Below are 19,193 nucleotides of genomic sequence, written 5' to 3' on the forward strand. Positions count from 1 at the left end.
TTATGAAGGAAAAAATTCAATTGATTCTTTCTCATAACTACTTAGATTTTGATGCCTTATCCTCTCTCTATGCTGCAAAAAAACTATACCCAAAAGCCATTGCTTATACAAGCAAAAGCATGGAGAGAAAAGTTTATGAATTCTATTTATTATACAAGGATATCCTTAGGTTTCAAGAAAACTACGAGTATATTATTTCAAACAAAGACAATATAGAAAAGATCATATTAGTAGATAACCATTACGTAAACAGAATAGATAAAAATATTCAAGAAATATTCAAAGAAGGAAATTATATTATAGAAATTTACGACCATCATGAAAGTGGAGACATAAAAGGAAATATTGAAATCATAGAAAGAACTGGGTCCACCACCACCATATTAGTAGAAAAACTAATAGAAAATAAAATTCCTATAGATCCCATAGAAGCTACCATATTTCTAATTGGAATTTACCAGGATACAGGGAATTTTACCTTTGCAAATACTACTCCAAAAGATTTAAAAATAGCCAGCATTCTTTTAGAAAGAGGTGCTGATTTAAACATCATAAACTATTATTTACACGAAAAATTAACCGACGAGCAAAAAGAATTTCTTGATGAACTTTTACAGAACTCAAAAGAGGAAATTATAAGAGGTTATAAGGTTGTTATAAGCAAGTTAAAAAAGGAAAAATATATAGAAGGTCTCTCTATATTGGCTCATAAAGTTTTGGATGAAAAAGAAGGAGATATTCTTTTCATATTACTTCAAGTAAAGGAAAAAATTTATGTATTAGGAAGAACAAGACTTCCCAACATCGATCTTAGAGATATCTTGAAAGAATTTAATCCGGGAGGACATAAAAGTGCTACTACTGTAGTACTGAATAGCAATAGCATAGAGCTTGATGACCTTGAAAATTTTTTAAAAGAAAGACTACTAATTTCTTTACCTAAAGATTTTACTGCAAAAGATATAATGTCCTATCCAGTAGTCACAATAACATCAGATACAAGCATTCGTGAGGCCTTCAGAACAATGATGAAATATGGTTATGGTGGATTATGTGTTGAGGAAAATGGCAAGCTTATAGGAATTATAAGTAGAAGAGATGTAGAAAAAGCAATAAATTTAAAACTAACAAAAAGAAAGGTCAAATCTTTTATGTCAAAACCAGTAATAACTGTCACACCTGAAACATCTATCTCTGAAATAGAAAGAATTTTAGTAGAAAAAAATATCGGAAGAGTTCCTGTAGTAGAAAATGGCAAGATAGTAGGAATTATTACAAGACAAGATATATTAAAGTTTAGATTTTTGAAATCACAAACTTATGCACCTTTAGGAAGTATATTTCAGATCCAAGAAGAGAAAATAAAAAATTCGCCTTGGAAAGAGATTTTAGAAGAATTGAGAAATTTGACATCACAGTATAACATTTCTATTTATGCCATTGGAGGTTTTGTAAGGGATCTTTTATTGGGAATACCTAATTACGATCTTGATCTAGTAGTAGAAGGAGATATAAATATCGTTATATCAAAAATAATGGATAAATGGACTGGAAAAGTGAAAGTTCATGATGAATTTGGAACATCCGAAATTGTCATAGATGGAAAGAGAATAGATATCGCTACTGCAAGAACTGAATATTATGAGGAACCTGGAAGCCTCCCAAAGGTAGAGAGAAGTTCTTTTTGGTTAGACTTAAAAAGAAGAGATTTCACGATAAATGCTTTAGCAATGAGTTTAAATGAAGAAAATTTTGGAGAAATCATAGATCTTTATGGGGGATTAGAAGATCTTACAAGAAAAGAATTAAGAGTTCTCCATAATTTAAGTTTTATAGAAGATCCAACAAGAATTCTTAGAGGAATAAGATTAGAAGTAAGACTTTCCTTTTCCTTTGAAGAAAAAACATTTTCATTATTGAAAGAAGCCATAGAGCATGGATTTCTTAAAAAGATTGGAAAAGAAAGATTAAGAGAAGAAATAATTCTAATCTTAAACGAAAAAGAACCAGTAAAAGTATTGAGAAGATTGGAAGAATTAAATGCTATAAACCAAATATTTCCAATTAAAAATCTTCCAAAGAATATAGAGAAAACACTTGATATTTTAAGAAAAGAGTATCCTGAAGATTATAAAATTCAAGTCTTAGATATAATTTCAAATGTCGACGAAAAAGATGGCACAATATGGCTAGAAGAATTACATTTTTCTAAAAAAACCATATATTATTTCTCTATACTGAAAAGATACATGGAAAAAGAGATACTTAATGAAAAAGACATTCTTTTCCTCTATGAACTTCCAATACACATATTACTTCTTATTTCTGTCAATGCAAAAAGAAAAAAAGAAATTCTTAGAATAAAACTTCTAAAAGAGAAAAAAGTACCATATATAACTGGAGAAGAACTACTTAGCCTTGGTATTAGAGGAAGAAAAATAGGAGAAACTCTAAAATTATTATTTTTGAAACATTTTAATAATGAGATAAAAGATAAACATGATGAAATAAAACTTATAAATGAAATTATAAACCAAGCTCCTCAATAGGATCCTTTAAAATTTCTTCATTAAATTTATAAACACTGCATAGCCTCTTTGCAGAACCAAACCCTGTTAATATTTCATAAGGAATAGTATTCGAAAGAATAGAAAGTTCTTGAGCATCTATTATTTTATCCCCTTCCTTTCCCATAATTGTTACCAAATCACCCGCTTTTATATCCTTATCCGTAACATTTACTGTAAATTGATCCATTGATATCCTTCCTACAACTTTAAAAAAATCACCTTTTATTATAACTTTAGCCTTATTTGATAGTTCTCTTCTATATCCATCAGCATATCCTATAGGAATAAGTGCCAAAACCATATTTTCTTGTGTAATATATGTATGTCCATAACCTATTCCCCATCCTGCAGGTACCTCTTTTATTAAAGTAACCCTCGCTTTGACTTCCATAACTGGCTTTAATTTCTTATCTCCATATCCATACAAAGAGATACCAGGTCTTACAGCTTGATAATGTAGTTCTGGAAAATTAAAAATTCCCCCTGTATTGGATACATGAAAATATATGTCATCATGATAATTTTTCAGATCATTATATATTTTCTGGCAAAGGTCCTTTTGAAATATATTATAAGGATCCTTTTTGTTTTCTGGAGTAGAAAGATGTGTGGACAAAGCCTCTAAATATAGTTCAGGATATTTACTTAATATATCCTTTATTTTATCTATATCAGTAGGAAGTATACCTTCTCTGCCCATGCCTGTATCTATAGCAAGATGAAATTTTAATCTCTTTCCTAATTTCTTAGCGTATTTACCAAGTTCCTCTAAGAAAAACAAATCCGAAACTAATGGAATAAGATTAAATTCAAAAAAATAAGGAATAGAATAATAAAGCTGGGGAGATAAAATTAATATCTCCCCAGTTATACCTATGTTTCTTAACTCAATTCCTTCTTCTATGTGAGCAACAGCAAATTTTTTAATTCCTTCTTTTTGCAAGAATCTTGATACTACTTTTGCTCCATGCCCATAAGCATCAGCTTTAACTACAGCTATTATTTCAACTTTTTCTCCTACTTTTTCTTTTATAATCTTTAAATTATTTAAAAGAGCAGATAAATCAATTTCTCTCCAAGCCAATTTATTTTCCATTTATGATTCCTTTAATCTTAACAACCTAAAGAAATTTCCTCTTTCTAGTTCTTCTAACTTAACTGTAATAAGTTTTATGGTTTCCTCAATTTGAGGAATCAATTTATATTCTAAGGCATTAACTCTTCTCTTGGTCCTCTCAATCTCTTGAAGAAGAGAAAGAATATATCTTTCTTTATTAGCTAAAGCCACTAATTCATCTAACAATTCAGACCATAAACGTGAAAGCTCGTCTAAATCAGCAGGAGTTTCTATCAAGCTATAAGATGGAAAATAAAGGTTAGAAATTGATAGTTCCTTAACAGGAATATTCATCTTCTTTTCATATTTTTGGTACAAAAGACTTTTTCCATCATTCATAAATACAAGTAAATCCCATATAGGCCCAGAAGTTTTTATATATACAATACCTCCGAGAGCCAAGAATTCTAAAAATTTCTCCTCTGTAAGTTCTCTTAAAGTTCTATAGCTTTGTATCTCTTCCATAAATCTTTGGATCAAACCTTCTAATTTATCTTCCAACAATTTATGCCCTCTCCTCGCAATAGCAAGTCTTTTTTTAAGTCTTAAAAGTTCCATTCGGTTAGGATTAACTCTAAGAGGCATCTTCCTTCCCCCAGAATTCATCAAGATATTCAGGTCTCACTCTCTTGAGACTAGATCTTGGCAATTTTCTAAGTAGCTTCCAACCTAAATCTAAGGTCTCAAATATACTTCTATTTTCATATTCACCTTGTCTTATAAATTTATCCTCAAATTCCTCTGCAAATTCTAAAAACTGCAAATCCTCTTCAGTAAGGGCTGCTTCTCCTAAAACTACCGCTAACTCTTTAGCCTCTAATCCACGCGAGTAGGCGGCATAAAGCTGGTTAGAAAGATCACCATGATCTTTTCTTGTTCTTCCTTCTCCTATTCCACCTCTCATAAGCCTTGATAAAGATTGAAGAACATCTATAGGTGGATAAATTCCTCTTCTGTAAAGTTCTCTACTTAGGAATATCTGACCTTCCGTAATATAACCTGTGAGATCTGGTATAGGGTGAGTTCTATCATCTTCTGGCATGGTAAGAATAGGAAGTAGAGTGATAGATCCTTTCTTACCTTTAATTCTTCCTGCCCTTTCATATAATGTGGCAAGATCTGTATAAAGGTAACCTGGATAACCTCTTCTTCCTGGGACTTCTTTTCTTGCAGCTGATACCTCTCTTAATGCTTCTGCATAATTGGTCATATCACTTAATATGACTAAAACATGCATGTCTAAGTCAAAAGCTAAATATTCAGCACAGGTTAACGCAAATCTTGGGGTTGCAATTCTTTCTATAACTGGATCATTGGCAAGATTTATAAAAAGAACACTTCTTTCAAGAGCTCCCGTTTCTTTAAAGTTTTCTATAAAGAAATTAGCTTCTTCAAAAGTAATACCCATAGCTCCAAAAACTACTGCGAATTTTTCTTCCTCATTCAAGAGTCTTGCTTGTCTCGCTATTTGTGCCGCTAATGTAGCATGGGGTAGTCCAGATCCTGAAAATATAGGAATTTTCTGTCCACGTACAATAGTATTCATTCCATCTATCGCAGAGATACCAGTTTGAATAAATTCCGATGGATAGGCTCGAGAATAAGGATTAATTGGACTACCATTTATATCCATCCTCTTATGAGGAATGATCTCAGGACCACCGTCTCTTGGACGCCCCAGACCATCAAAAGTTCTTCCAAGGAGAGAAGGAGAAAGATTTATTTCAAGAACGTGCCCCAAAAACTTAATTCTCATACCTTTTAAAGATAAATCTTGTGTGCTTGCAAACATCTGCACTAAAGCAGCACCTTCTTGAGCTTCGAGAACTTGCCCCTGTCTTATTTCTCCATTAGAAAGCTTTACTTCAACAACCTCTCCATATTTGACATTTTCTATATTCTCCACCAAAACTAAAGGTCCACTTATTTTTGATACAGAGGTATATTCTTTAAGCATATTCCTTTGTCCCCTCCTTTATACCACGCAACTTCTGAGCAACCTCAAAAAGTAGATCTTCTAACTCCTTCATCCTATCCTCTGGTATAAATTTCATTCGGGCTATCTTTTCCCTTTCTGGCATTCTTAAAATATCATCTAAAGGATAACCTTCTTCTATTAACTTTAAAGCTACATTATGAAAATTCATTATGTTTTTAAGCATAAGATATTGCTTATATAATGAAGTATAAGTGTCAACCTCATGAAGTGCATTTTGATGTAAGAAATCTTCTCTTATAGATCTTGCCGTCTCTAAAGTTAATCTATCTTGAGGTGATAAAGCTTCCATTCCTACTAATCTTACAATATCTTGAAGTTCCGCCTCTCTTTGTAGAATTGCCATAGCTTTTTGCCTTAATTCATAATAATCTTCAGCTATTTTTTCTCTCCAGTACTTACTAACAGGCTCCAGATATAAAGAATAACTTACAAGCCAATCTACTGCAGGAAAATGTCTACTAAAGGCAAGTCTTGCATCTAGTCCCCAGAATACTTTAGCAACTCTCAATGTGGCCTGTACAACAGGATCAGATAAGTCTCCCCCAGGAGGAGACACAGCTCCTATAATACTTACTGAACCTATCTTTTCATCTTTTCCTAAACATCTTACTAAACCTGCTCTTTCATAAAATCCTGCTACTCGAGAAGCTAAATAAGCAGGATAACCTTCTTCTCCTGGCATTTCTCCAAGTCTTCCAGAAATCTCCCTCATTGCTTCTGCCCAACGTGATGTGGAATCAGCCATTAATGCTACATGATATCCCATATCTCTAAAGTATTCTGCTATTGTAATACCTGTAAATACAGAAGCCTCTCTTGCTGCTACTGGCATATTAGATGTATTTGCTATGAGAATTGTCCTTTCCATTAATGGTTTTCCTGTTCGAGGATCTTTTAACTCAGGAAATTCTATCAACACTTCGGTCATCTCATTTCCTCTTTCACCACAACCAATATAAACTACAACTTCTGCATCTGCCCATTTAGCTAATTGATGCTGAATAATTGTCTTTCCACTTCCAAAAGGTCCTGGAACACAAGCAGTTCCACCTTTTACCAATGGAAAGAAAGTATCCAATACCCTCTGTCCTGTTATCAAAGGTATTTGAGGGGGAAGTTTTTCTTTAACAGGTCTCTGGTATCTCACTGGCCATTTATGCATTAACTTTAACTCTACCTTATCCCCATTCTCTTCCTCTAATATTCCAATAGTATCCTCTACCGTAAAACTACCATTTTTAATTTCTAAAATCTTCCCTTTTAGCTTAGGAGGAACTAAAATTCTATGCTCTAATGCTGATGTTTCTTGCACAACCCCTAATATATCTCCACCTTCCACATAATCCCCCACCTTAACTCTTGCCTCAAAATTCCACTTTTTGTTCCTATCTAAGGCTGGGAAAGAAAGACCTCTACTTAAAAAATCTCCACTAATTTCGGCTAATCTATTTAATGGCCTTTGGATTCCATCATAAATCTGACCAATAATTCCAGGTCCCAGTTCAACAGAAAGAGGCTCACTTAATGCATATACGGGCTCTCCTGGTCCTATCCCTTGAGTTTCTTCATATACTTGTATGTATACTAAATCATTATCCAAACCAATGATTTCACCAAAGAGCTCTAAGTTTCCTACCCTTACCATCTCATACATCTTAACATTTGCAAGCCCTTTCGCTACAACTAAAGGGCCTGCAACTCTAACTATCTTTCCTTCCATATTACTATCCCTCTCCTTCAGAAAGTATATCTATTCCTAAGGCTTTTTCAGCCATATCTCTTAAAATCTCTTCCCCTAATTTTCGTTGAGAAAATGTATCGGGTAAAATAAGAGGAATCTTATCTTTTACATTTTCTAAAATCTTTCCAGAAACACTTTCCAAAACTATAATCAAAGAATATTCCTTATCAGACAATCTATTAAAAACATCAAAGGCTCCTTTTTCGTCTTTTACAGGAAAAACATCTACACCGTATATCTTAAATATTTCTACCAAACTTTCCAAACCTATAATAGCAATTTTACCTTCAAGCATTTGTCTTCAACAACCTTCTTTCCCAAAAAGCTTTTGGAATATTATTCTTTTTACTCTCTAAAAGGAGAATTAAATCTTCTAATTCCCACCATTTGTTATAGAAATAAAAAATAACAACTTCAGGACCACTAATCACATTTTTAAAATTCATTGTCATATAATTTAAAAGATATTTTTTAATCAAAAAGTCAAAGTCAACATTTTCAGCCTCTTTTAAAACTTCCTGATAAATCCCAGATGTTTTCTCATGAAAAGATTCAATAGAACTCAGATTTATACCATATTTTTTAAATATATCTATATTTATATTTAATCTTTGAAGTCTTGAAATAATCTTTAAAACATAAAGATCTGTCCTTAATTCCCAAAATTTCTTAATATTAGGCAAACTAAGATTTTTTGTAAGCTCTTGTGAATACTTTACTACCTCCAAATCGATATATATATTTAAGAGGTTTAAATCATTAGTTTCTTGCCAAAATCTAACCGCTCTATCTAATATTCTCTTTTTTAATTGATCATAAACAGCGCCATATTTGACATCAAAGGTCCCTAAAAAATCCTGTTGTATATTACTCTTTAATAAATTCGTCCTTACATCATGAACCATTAAATCAAAAAGCATAAAATCTAAATATGGAGACTTAACAGTCATCCTTATGTTTTTAAGATCGTCGTTTAGAATTTTTATAATTCCCACATATCCTTCTAAAAGACTCCCATAATTATTATTCCTTAAAAAATCAACTAACTCTTCTATAGAGGAATTTATTAACTGCTCCCATGTTGCTTTATCTATGAATTTAGGAAACTTAGCCTTTAAATTTGTAGATAAAAATAGATATTCTGCATACATAATTACATTTCACCACGCAATATTTTAGCAATATCAAGAATATTATTATTCACAAGCTCTTCCAAAATTGTGTCTAAGGTAAGATCTATAATCACATTTCCTTTTTCAATTATAAATCCACCCATCCCTTCAACTCTTTCTTCTCTCAGTATAAGATTAAATTCCTTTGAGAGAGTTTCAATATCCAGACTATCTTCGCCCTTTGTCAACAAAATACTACCCTCATTAATCTTTTCCCTTAATAAAATAGATCTCCATATGTCTGTATACTTATCTTTTGAAAGCTTCTTTATTCTTTTTAAAAGTTCAGATTTCAAATTGTATACAACTTCAGTCTCAATCTTGGCTGATTCAGTTAAATACTTCAGTTTAATCTGAGACGTTAAAGTCTCTTCCTCTTTCTTCAATCTATTTTCCAACTCTCTCTTAATCTGTTCCTTCCACTCTTCAAACTCTTTTTCTTTTTTTGTCACAAAATCAGTAAATTCCTTTTCCTTCTTCTCTCTTAACTCTTCAATTTTAAATTCTTTTTCTTTTTCAAGCCTTTCTAATACTTTCTCTATGGACATTAGATCTTCACTCCAAAGAATAAGAATATTATTGAGGTAATTAAAGAAAGAATAGCGTAGGTTTCAACTAAAGCAGGAATAATAATAGCCTGACCAGAAGTTTGTGGTTTTTGGGCTACCATTTGCAATGCTGCGGCACTTGCTCTACCCTGCCAAATTCCACTCACAAATTCACCAATCATAAGAGGAATACTTACAGCAAAAACCATAAGCCCCTGCTCAAGGGTTAAATTAGGGACATTACCCCCAAGAAGCCCAAGCCTCATCAAAATAAGAAATGCTCCTATAAATCCATAAAATCCCTGTGTACCAGGAAGAGCTTGTAGTATAAGAACAGTACCAAAAAGCTCTGGTTTTTCTGCTAATACTCCTCCTGCAGCCTCACCAGCAATACCAACTCCTTTACCAGAACCTGCTGCTGCAAGACCAGCACCTAAAGCAGCGCCTATAAGGGCAATTGCTAAACCCAACATACTTCTTACCTCCCATTAGATTGTTTCTTTAATTTAAAATACTTACCTTCCACTCTATAAATAGAGAACCTTCTGCCACCATCAACAAAGAACCTTCCATACATTTCTAAAAATTGCAATCTGGTAGAATGAACAAAGGCTGAAAGAGCACTTAAAACAAAATTTAATACTTGGCCGAAAACCCATACTAATGGCAACAATATAAAACCTAAAACTGGAATCCCTTTAATCATATTAGCTAGTTGTGTTATCACGAAACCAAATATTGAACCTACTAAGTTCAAAGCAAAAAGTCTTGAATAGGAAAGAATATCTCCAACAAATGAGGTTAAGCCATATCCACCTAATATTCCGTATATACTAATTAATCCCACAATAAATCTTGCTACACCCTTATTATCCCTTCCTTGAGTTAACACAAGACCTATCAAGCTTAACCAAATTAGATATTTAAATATTTGTAAGTATGGAATATTTATTTTTAGTGCATTTCCTCCAAAATATATAAGAATTGATCCTAAAAAGAGTATCCAAAGTCCAGCATCATAAAAAGCCCCTTTATAATCCTTTACCCTCCAACAAGAAATAAATCTTAAAATTAAAGCATAAAATTGAGATATTACACCAATGAGAAGTGCAATTCCTAAAGCGGTTATTAAGTCCTGACTTGGATTTATAATAGGGAATATCCCTATAAATTTACCGTCAGGACCTAAAAATATCTGATTACCAAAAAAACTCCAAGTAATTATACCAACTAAAATAGATGGGAAACTTAGAATAGTTAATAAATCCAACAATTCCTTAGTTTCATCTTCGGGTTTATAAACTTTCTTTATCCATATTGTAGAGATGAGTAAAAGAAGTCCATAACCCACATCCCCCAAACAAATACCAAAAAATAACATATAAAAAGGTACCATAAAGGGAGTAGGATCTATAAATCCATAAGGAGGAAGTCCATAAAGCTTCGTTAAAAATTCAAAGGGTTTTATAAATTTAGGATTATCTAAAAGTACAGGTGGATCCTCATCGGGTAATGGATCTCTACTCTCAAAGCCAAAATCGGTAAGTCTTTTTTTAACAATATTTAGAAATTCGTTTTTATCCTTTTTAGGTATCCAACCAGAAAAAACAGAAAAATATTTACTTCTATAAGAATACTCTTTATAACCCAACTCTCCTACCTTAGAAAGGTAATAATCATACCAGGCAAGTATGTTTTTCTTTCTAGTATATAGATCTTTAGCCTTCTCAAAAAGTTCGGAAAGTTCTTTTTTTAATTTTATTAGAAAATTACTTATCTTCTCAAGGGCAGTTTTTGGATAATGTTTTAAATAAGGGATTCTTTTATTCTCAAAATTATATTTTGTTAACAGGGATTCAAAATAGAATATTTTATCCTTAGGTAAAAGGATAACTATCCTTACTTCACCGTTTATTTCAAAATACTTATACCAACTTTCCTCTAATATATCACTTGCTTCCCTCACAAACTCGGAAAAATCATCCTTTTTAAAACTTCCACTATACAGGTTAAATCGCTTAAAGGTTCTGGGAAAATTTAGTTCTGAATCCAGAAATTCCCAATATTTAGTTTCCTCATACAAAGCAGTCAAAATTTTCTCTTTTTCTTCTATTACTGAAAGCTTTTTTTCTAAACTTTTTGCTTCCTTATATAAACTTTCTAAGGAGACCTCACTCCTTAATTTTTCAAACTCTTCTTCAGAAATTTCCTCTCTACCAGCAAAAAAAGCTTCTAAAAAACCCTTTTTTTGTGGATAAAATATATTTATAATCCTTAGTATATCCTCTATTCTTGAAATTTCGTTATCATATGGGTTTCCTTTTTCTGGGGTCTCCTCATCTCCTAATTTCTCCCAATGGATACGGGGGAATTCTTTGAATATATCTCTCAATATACTCTCTTCATTCTTAGGAACAATTAACCAAAATTTCTCTACATCTAAAATCATTTTTTCTTCCTCAACCTTCTAAAAGTTTTTGGAAGAGAAAATCTAAGGCTTTAGGTAAGTTACCTTCCAATTTTTCTTTATGTTGTTTTAATTTTAAATCGTACTCTTTTGCTATCTCAGCTATCTTTCTTTCTATTTCCTCTTTTCTTACTTTCTCTATCCCTTTTATCTCCCTTAAATATTCTTGTCTCTTTTCCTCTTGTTTTAAAAGAAACTCTTCTATTTTTTTGTTAAATATAATTTCTATGTTTATTTTTTCCTTTCCTATTTGGACTTCTAATTCTTTTTCCTTTTCATGAATATAAGAAATTACATCTTTAACTTTTTCTTCCCTCATAGCTTATACAACCTTCTGTACCTTTCCAGCCTTTAAGCATCTGGTACAAACTTTTATTGTTTTAACCTTTCCATTAACTAAAGCATAAACCTTATGAAGGTTGGGAAGCCATCTGGTTTTTGTCCTACGATGAGAATGGCTTACTTGTAAACCTACCCAAGGTCCCTTTCCACAAATCTCGCACCTTCTTGACATATTTTCATCCTCCCTTCTATAAATATAGAATTTTAAGAAACTTTCTTTAAAACCATATTAAAACTTAGAATTTCTATTTTATTCAAAAATCGGTTATAATTATATCATATGAAAGACAGAATACCATATGTAGCAGGATACTTTTATCCTGCTGACGAAAGAGAACTAATAAGCATTATATCCAAGTTTATTATAAAGACAGATGAAAAAATATCTGCCATAGGATGCGTTGTTCCTCATGCAGGATATATTTACTCTGGAAAAGTTGCAGGTAAAGTATATTCAAGCATAAAAATACCTAACAATGTTATAATTTTAGGTCCCAACCACAATGGCTTAGGGGCACCTGCATCAATATATAAGGAAGGTAAATGGTTAACTCCACTAGGTAAGGTAGATATAAACAACGATTTATCTGAAAAGATACTCAAACACTCTAAGTATTTAATTGAAGATCTTTATGCTCATAGATATGAACATTCTATAGAGGTTCAAATTCCCTTCTTGCAATTTTTAAACCCCAATATAAGTATAGTTCCCATCACAATAGTGGATTATAGAACCCCCATATTATATGATTTAGCAATAGCCATCTATAAAGCCATATTAGAAACTAACGATCCAATTCTTGTTATTGCAAGTTCTGACTTTTCTCATTATGAACCTCTGACCATAGCTAAGGAAAAAGATTTCTATGCTATAAAAGCCATATTAAATTTAGATGAAGAAGAATTTATGAATCGAGTAAGAGAAGAAGATATTAGTATTTGTGGATCAGGTCCTATTTTTGTAACAATAACAGTAAGTAAATATTTAGGCGCTTCAAAGGGAGTACTTATAGACTATAGTACTTCTGGAGATATCACGAAAGACTATTCAGAAGTAGTAGGATATGCAGGAATAGTTTTTCTAAAAGAAAGTGGATAGACTAGGAATAATTGGATTAGGAAATCCTGGAAAAGAATATGAAAACACACGCCATAATGTTGGTTTTATGGTAGTGGATTATTTATACGATTATTTCTCCTTTAATAAATGGGAAAAAATAGGACTAAATTTTGTTTCTGAAGGCTTTATAGAATCATCTAAAATATACCTTGTTAAGCCCCAAACATATATGAATTTAAGCGGTAAAGGAGTAAAAAATTTTCTTGATAATTATAATCTTGAACCACAAGAAATTTTAATAGTACAAGATGATTTAGATCTCAATTTAGGATCTATAAGAATTAGGTTTAATGGAAAAGATGGAGGACACAATGGAATAAAATCTATTATACAAGAAATTCAAACCTCTAATTTTTATCGCTTAAGAATTGGAATAGGAAAACCAATAGATAAAGCTGAAACAATAAATTACGTATTAGGAGAGTTTACAGAAGAAGAATGGAAAATCTTATCAAAAGTATTAAACAAAATGCCAGAAATAATTAATACTATTTTAAAGGAGGGATGGGATAAGGCTCAGAATCTTTATAATAGAAGATGGCTCTTTTAGAAAAATTTCTTAGAAGTAAAGAGTTTAATAAATTAAAATATCTTATCAATGAGGGAAAAAACTTAAAAATTTTCGGGATTTATAAAGGTATATATCCTATACTACTTGAATCTTTACTTAACCTTGAAAGGCCTATTCTATGGATTACCAATAATGATGAAAATTTAACATTATGGGAAGATTTAAAAAATGAGATCGATATTTTAGAAACATTTCCTTCTTACGTTCATTTACCTTATGAAAAACCTTTAAGATCTGTACAAAAAGAAGGAAAAAGATTAAGGGTTCTTACTGATCTTTTATTAAATCCGAATTTTACAGTTATAGCTTCTTTAAAATCTCTTATCTATCCATTAACCTCAAAATATAAACTCTCAAACAATTTCATAGTCTTAGAGGTAGGTAAGGAGATAGAGAGAAATCTTTTAGAAAATTTTCTTCAAAGAAATCAATATGAGAAGAATACTCAAGTAGAGAAAATAGGAGAATATAGTATTAGAGGTGGAATTTTGGATATCTTTCCATCTTCCTCTGAATATCCTATAAGATTAGAATTTTTTGGAGATGAAATAACATCAATAAGATTTTTTAGTATCGAAGACCGAAGGTCTATAAAAAATTTAACAAAATTTATTTTAACCCCCTTATATGAACTTGATAAAAATTTAGATGAAGAAAAATATTTCTTGAAACATAACGAAGTAATAGACTATATTTTCCCCTTCTTGTCCTCCAAGACCCTGATTGTATTTGAAAATTTAGGAGAAAGTTTAGCTCTCTTAGAAAAATGGGAGGAAAAAGGAAAAGAAAATTATAATAGAAGATCATCAAAAGAAAAGTTACCACCTAATCTTTTTCTTACAAAAGAAAGATTATTAGAGAATTTAGGTAAATATCAATATTTAGATCTTCACAATTATGAACCTGATATTAATTTTACTATCTACTCTCCCCCAACATTTAAGGGTACAGGAGATTTTTTAGAAAAGACATTAAAAAGTTATAAAGAAGATGGTTGGGAAATTTACATTTCCTCTGAACATGAAGATATATTAAAGATACGCTTAAAAAACATAGATTTGAAATATTTAAGAGGAGAAAAAATAAAAGAAGGCTTTTTATGGGAAAATGAAAAAATATTGGTATTAACAGATTATGAAATTTTTGGAAAGAGAAGAAAAAGAAAAGTTATAAAAACAGAAAAAGGCTTAAAATCTAAAGATTTATCATTATTAAAAGATGGGGATTATGTAGTACATGTTAATTATGGTATAGGTATATTTAGAGGTCTCAAGAAACTAAAAATAGAAGGAATCGAGAATGAATTCATAACTATAGAATATGCAGATAAAAGCTATTTATATGTACCTTTGGAAGAGATGCATCTTATTCAAAGGTATATATCATCTTCTCAAACTCCTCCTCAGATAAGCAAACTTGGTACGAAACAATGGGAGGAAACTAAAAGAAAAGTCAAAGAATCAGCTAAAGAAATTGCTGAAGAATTGTTAAAAATATATGCTCAAAGGGAAATTTCTCAAGGTTTTGCCTTTTCTAAAGATAATTTTCTACAAAAAGAACTGGAAGCAAGTTTCCCTTATATTGAAACCGAAGATCAAATTAAAGCCCTAAACGAAATCAAAAAGGATATGGAATCGAACAAACCTATGGAAAGAGTACTTATTGGAGATGTGGGTTTTGGAAAAACAGAGCTTGCTTTAAGAGCAAGTTTTAAAGCAGTATTAGATGGAAAACAAGTGGCTATTCTTGTACCCACTACTATTTTAGCATTTCAGCATTGGAGAGTTTTTAAAGAAAGACTTGAAGTTTTTCCCGTGAATATTGAGATTTTAAGCAGATTAAAACCAAAATCGGAACAAAAAAGAATTTTGGAAAAAATTAAAAAAGGAGAAATAGATATTATTATAGGAACCCATAGAATCCTTCAAAAGGATGTTCAATTTAGAGATTTAGGACTTATCATAGTAGATGAAGAACATAGATTTGGAGTATTGCAAAAAGAACATTTTAAAAAGAAATACCCCAATGTAGACATTCTCTATCTTTCTGCAACTCCTATTCCTCGCACCCTTTCTATGATTCTTTCAGGAATAAGGCAATTTTCTATTTTAGAAACACCACCTGAAAACCGATTACCTATACAAACTTTTGTATTAGAATATAATCCTCAAATCATCCAAGAAGGGATAAGAAGAGAATTAGAAAGAGGAGGGCAAGTATATTATGTCTGCAATGATATTCCAAAACTTGAAAAAATAAGAGAATTTCTTACTCAATTAGTTCCAGAGGCCTCTTATGGTATCATTCATGGTCAAATGGCAGATGAAAAGATTACGGAAATAATGAATGATTTTTACAACGGAAAAATAGATGTGCTTATAGCTACCACAATAATCGAATCAGGAATAGATGTACCTAACGCCAATACACTTTTTGTAGAAAATGCAGAACACATGGGTCTTGCCCAGTTGTATCAACTTAGAGGTCGCATTGGACGGTCAGATAGGCAAGCTTATGCTTATTTTCTCCATGCTCCAATAAAAAAACTATCTGAAGAAAGTATAAAAAGGTTGGAAGCATTAAAAGAATTTTCAAGTTTGGGGTCTGGCTTAAGACTTGCATTGCGTGATTTAGAGATAAGAGGAGCAGGTAAAATATTAGGCAAAGAACAACATGGACATATTGACTCGGTAGGATTCTACCTCTACCTACAACTTTTAGAAGAGGCCATTAAAGAATTAAAATCACAAGAAAAAGAAGAGAAAGAAAAAAATTGTAAGATAATACATCCCTTCTCTATTTCTATACCAGAAGACTATATAACCTCAAGCAGTGATCGTATCTACTATTATCAGAAACTTGCTCACTTAAAATCCCTTTCAGAATTAGATGATATTAAGAGGGAGATGGAAGATATCTATGGACCAATTCCTGAAAGTTTAAATAATCTCTTTTTGTTTTCTAAAATAAAATTCTTGGCAGAAAATATGAATATTGAAAAAATCGAAATCTCTACAAGATTAAAATTACACCCGAAAGATGGAAAAATTAAAGAGCTATCTCTTCCTCAAGGAACAATCACCAAAAAACTTGTATTTATTTATAATTTTCTAAAAGATCTCTCCAATATAAGATAAAATTGTGATATAATCGCAATCAGATTGCTTATAAAAAATCTTTACAGGATATGAGGTGAACAGCAATGAAGGGTAATAGTGTTCTAAAAATCGTATTTCTTGTATTTATTGTTCTTTTTATATTAGGCGGTGCTTTTGTTGCCTTTGTTTATCATCAGATGAAAAACTATCCCGTAATCAAAGTAAACAATATCCCCATAAGCAGACAGGAATACAAGGACAGATTAAATTTTATGAAAACCCAATATGCCATATTATACAATATTGATTTTACAACAACCGATGGACAGAAACTCTTAAGTAAGGTAAAAGAAGAAACTATAAAAGATTTAGCTCGTTGGAAGATATTACAAGAAGAGGCTAAAAAAAGAGGGATTAGTCTCTCCAACCAAGAGGTAGAACAGAGATTAAAAGAGATAGAAAAGGAATTTCCAAATACTCTTCAATTTGAGATGGCTCTTTCCCAATACGGTTTAGATAGAAATACATTTAAAGAGGAATTAAAGAAAAATCTCCTTTATAGAAAATTGATGAATGAAATTGGTAAGGATGAAAAAGTTTCAGAGGATGAAATTAAAAAATATTATAATGAAAACATAAAACTTTTTGAACATCCCAAAGAATATAAAGTGCACTTGATACTTGTAAAAGATGAGAAAAAAGCAAACCAAATATATAACGATTTAGTAAATAATAAAATAACCTTTACTGAGGCAGCTAAAAAATATTCTGAAGACACAACTACAAAGGACAAGGGTGGAGAATTAGGATTTGTTATAGAAGGAACATTACCAGAAGAAGTAGAAAAAGTAACAATAAAACTTCCAATCAATCAAATAAGTAAACCTATTAAAACACAAGATGGTTATTATATTACTAAGGTTTCAGAAATTAAAGAGGCTTACACAACACCATATTTCCAAGCAAAAACAGAAATTGAAGAAAAACTTCTTACTGATAAAAGAGGCAAAGTCATAAACAAATGGTTAGAAGATCAATTAAACAAAGCAAAAATTGAAAAAGATTTTTCAGACAAAGATCTCTGGATAGTAATATGGAGAAAGTTAATAGAGATACAACAGTTTTTCTATAGAAAAGAGGCAAAAACCCCTCTTCCAAAAACAGATGAATAGGATTTTTATGAGTTTATAGAACATAGGTAAAATATTATTCAGAAACATTCAAGATAGAAAAATTTAGCTTGAATACTTGCTTTTTTTCAAGTTGGTGCTATAATCTTAGTGAAAATCAAATTTTTACAGATAAGAAGAAAGGCGATGAATAGAAAAGAGGATATATGTAAAGAATTTATAGAATTATATAATGTTGTCGAGAGGGTAAGAAAGGAATGCCCATGGGATCAAAAACAAACCCCTCAATCATTGATTCCTTATCTATTAGAGGAGACCTATGAATTGATTGAAGGGTTAGAAGAAAATAATTCTGAGAAGATAAAAGAAGAGTTAGGAGATGTACTATTACATATCCTTATGCAAAGCGTTATGGGAGAGGAAGAAAAAAAATTTAGTTTTGCAGAAGTATGTAAAAATTTAAGAACCAAGTTAATAATAAGACATCCTCATGTTTTTGGAAATGTGGAAGTTAATGGAGTAAAAGATATTTTAACAAATTGGGAAAAAATTAAAAGTCAAGAAAAAGAAGAAAAAGGTATATTAAGTGGTGTACCATTGAACATGCCATCCCTTTTATCTGCCTTTAGAATTCAAGAAAAGGCTTCTCATGTAGGATTTGATTGGGAAAAGACTGAAGATATATTACCAAAACTAAAAGAGGAATTTAAAGAATTAGAAGAAACAATCACTAACAAGAATAAAGAAAAAATAGAAGAAGAAATTGGAGATATCCTTTTCACTATAGTAAATATATCGCGCCATTTAAACATAGAACCCGAAGAAGCATTACGCAAAACTAACAAGAAATTTATTAAAAGATTTGAGTTTATAGAGAAAAAGATAAAAGAGTTAGGAAAAGATTGGAAAAATCTTACCTTAAAAGAATTAAATGAACTTTGGGAACTTTCGAAAACTTCATAGACTTATGATATAAATCCATTAAGAAAGGGGGTGAATAAGGATGAAAAAGGCCGATTTCATCGCAAAGGTAGCAGAGAAGGCAAAAATCACAAAGAAAGAGGCAACTAAAGTAGTAAATGCTGTATTAGAAACTATAACCGAAGCATTATCTAAGGGGGATACAGTTCAATTTGTAGGATTTGGTACTTTCTCTGTAAGAAAGAGAGCAGCTAGAGAGGGAAGAAACCCTCGTACACAACAACCAATTAAAATACCAGCAACAAAAGTTCCTGTATTCCGTCCCGGAAAAGAGCTTCGCGAAGCAGTAAAGAAATAAATCTAAAGTCCCAGGCTGGCTAATTCCAGCCTGGGACTT

At 31.4% G+C, this 19,193-nt stretch carries 18 protein-coding genes; 7 read left to right on the plus strand and 11 right to left on the minus strand.

Translation table 11 applies throughout. From position 1 onward, the window contains the following. Window positions 1-2: 2 nt before the first annotated feature. Window positions 3-2,549, plus strand: a complete 2,547-nt coding sequence (locus ACY3JJ_RS07830) for a CBS domain-containing protein (RefSeq protein ID WP_463091497.1) — start codon at window positions 3-5, stop codon at window positions 2,547-2,549. Here the strand turns inward: ACY3JJ_RS07830 and alr are convergent. The 11 genes from alr to rpmB are packed head-to-tail and all read right to left on the minus strand — an operon-like array spanning window position 2,527 to window position 12,128. Next, window positions 2,527-3,666, minus strand: coding sequence for an alanine racemase (gene alr, locus ACY3JJ_RS07835; protein WP_463091498.1), 1,140 nt, complete (start codon window positions 3,664-3,666; stop codon window positions 2,527-2,529). The two genes, ACY3JJ_RS07830 and alr, sit on opposite strands and share 23 nt — an antisense overlap. Continuing rightward, window positions 3,667-4,272, minus strand: a complete 606-nt coding sequence (locus ACY3JJ_RS07840; RefSeq protein ID WP_463083541.1) for a V-type ATP synthase subunit D — start codon at window positions 4,270-4,272, stop codon at window positions 3,667-3,669. It abuts the gene before it with no gap. Next, a complete protein-coding gene (locus tag ACY3JJ_RS07845) occupies window positions 4,262-5,644 on the minus strand; it encodes a V-type ATP synthase subunit B (protein WP_463083540.1) in 1,383 nt (460 codons plus the stop codon). Before ACY3JJ_RS07845 ends, ACY3JJ_RS07840 begins: the two co-directional genes overlap by 11 nt. Further along, the gene (locus ACY3JJ_RS07850; RefSeq protein WP_463091499.1) at window positions 5,637-7,406 is read right to left on the minus strand and encodes a V-type ATP synthase subunit A; all 1,770 of its coding nucleotides are present in this window, start codon (window positions 7,404-7,406) and stop codon (window positions 5,637-5,639) included. The genes ACY3JJ_RS07845 and ACY3JJ_RS07850 overlap by 8 nt, the downstream gene beginning before the upstream one ends. A 4-nt stretch (window positions 7,407-7,410) precedes the next feature. Beyond that, on the minus strand, window positions 7,411-7,722 hold the full coding sequence (locus tag ACY3JJ_RS07855) for a V-type ATP synthase subunit F (protein WP_463091500.1): 312 nt from the start codon (window positions 7,720-7,722) through the stop codon (window positions 7,411-7,413). Then, on the minus strand, window positions 7,715-8,578 hold the full coding sequence (locus ACY3JJ_RS07860) for a V-type ATPase subunit (RefSeq protein WP_463091501.1): 864 nt from the start codon (window positions 8,576-8,578) through the stop codon (window positions 7,715-7,717). The genes ACY3JJ_RS07855 and ACY3JJ_RS07860 overlap by 8 nt, the downstream gene beginning before the upstream one ends. Before the next feature lie 2 nt (window positions 8,579-8,580). After that, window positions 8,581-9,147, minus strand: coding sequence for a V-type proton ATPase subunit E (locus tag ACY3JJ_RS07865; RefSeq protein ID WP_463091502.1), 567 nt, complete (start codon window positions 9,145-9,147; stop codon window positions 8,581-8,583). Next, window positions 9,147-9,620 (minus strand): V-type ATP synthase subunit K, encoded by a 474-nt coding sequence (locus tag ACY3JJ_RS07870; RefSeq protein WP_463083535.1) that lies wholly within the window; start codon window positions 9,618-9,620, stop codon window positions 9,147-9,149. The genes ACY3JJ_RS07865 and ACY3JJ_RS07870 overlap by 1 nt, the downstream gene beginning before the upstream one ends. A 5-nt stretch (window positions 9,621-9,625) precedes the next feature. Further along, complete coding sequence (locus ACY3JJ_RS07875) at window positions 9,626-11,596, minus strand: V-type ATP synthase subunit I (protein ID WP_463091503.1); 1,971 nt, start codon at window positions 11,594-11,596, stop codon at window positions 9,626-9,628. Window positions 11,597-11,606: 10 nt separating this feature from the next. Next, a complete protein-coding gene (locus tag ACY3JJ_RS07880; protein ID WP_463091504.1) occupies window positions 11,607-11,933 on the minus strand; it encodes a chromosome partitioning protein in 327 nt (108 codons plus the stop codon). Between the two features lie 3 nt (window positions 11,934-11,936). Beyond that, a complete protein-coding gene (gene rpmB, locus ACY3JJ_RS07885; protein ID WP_463091505.1) occupies window positions 11,937-12,128 on the minus strand; it encodes a 50S ribosomal protein L28 in 192 nt (63 codons plus the stop codon). Between the two features lie 108 nt (window positions 12,129-12,236). Here rpmB and ACY3JJ_RS07890 point away from each other — a divergent pair, with 108 nt between their 5' ends. The 6 genes from ACY3JJ_RS07890 (at window position 12,237) to ACY3JJ_RS07915 (ending at window position 19,154) form a co-directional block, all read left to right on the plus strand. Continuing rightward, window positions 12,237-13,055, plus strand: coding sequence for an MEMO1 family protein (locus ACY3JJ_RS07890; RefSeq protein ID WP_463091506.1), 819 nt, complete (start codon window positions 12,237-12,239; stop codon window positions 13,053-13,055). After that, a complete protein-coding gene (gene pth / locus ACY3JJ_RS07895) occupies window positions 13,048-13,626 on the plus strand; it encodes an aminoacyl-tRNA hydrolase (protein WP_463091507.1) in 579 nt (192 codons plus the stop codon). The genes ACY3JJ_RS07890 and pth overlap by 8 nt, the downstream gene beginning before the upstream one ends. After that, window positions 13,614-16,784, plus strand: coding sequence for a transcription-repair coupling factor (mfd, locus tag ACY3JJ_RS07900; protein WP_463091508.1), 3,171 nt, complete (start codon window positions 13,614-13,616; stop codon window positions 16,782-16,784). Before pth ends, mfd begins: the two co-directional genes overlap by 13 nt. 65 nt (window positions 16,785-16,849) lie before the next feature. Continuing rightward, window positions 16,850-17,917 (plus strand): peptidyl-prolyl cis-trans isomerase, encoded by a 1,068-nt coding sequence (locus ACY3JJ_RS07905; protein WP_463091509.1) that lies wholly within the window; start codon window positions 16,850-16,852, stop codon window positions 17,915-17,917. Window positions 17,918-18,061: 144 nt separating this feature from the next. Further along, on the plus strand, window positions 18,062-18,838 hold the full coding sequence (gene mazG / locus ACY3JJ_RS07910; protein WP_463083528.1) for a nucleoside triphosphate pyrophosphohydrolase: 777 nt from the start codon (window positions 18,062-18,064) through the stop codon (window positions 18,836-18,838). 40 nt (window positions 18,839-18,878) lie between these two features. Continuing rightward, window positions 18,879-19,154: an HU family DNA-binding protein gene (locus ACY3JJ_RS07915; RefSeq protein WP_463083527.1), complete on the plus strand. Its 276-nt coding sequence runs from the start codon at window positions 18,879-18,881 to the stop codon at window positions 19,152-19,154. The last annotated feature ends 39 nt before the right edge of the window (window positions 19,155-19,193 follow it).

The sequence above is a fragment of the Dictyoglomus sp. DH genome (genome assembly GCF_055181375.1).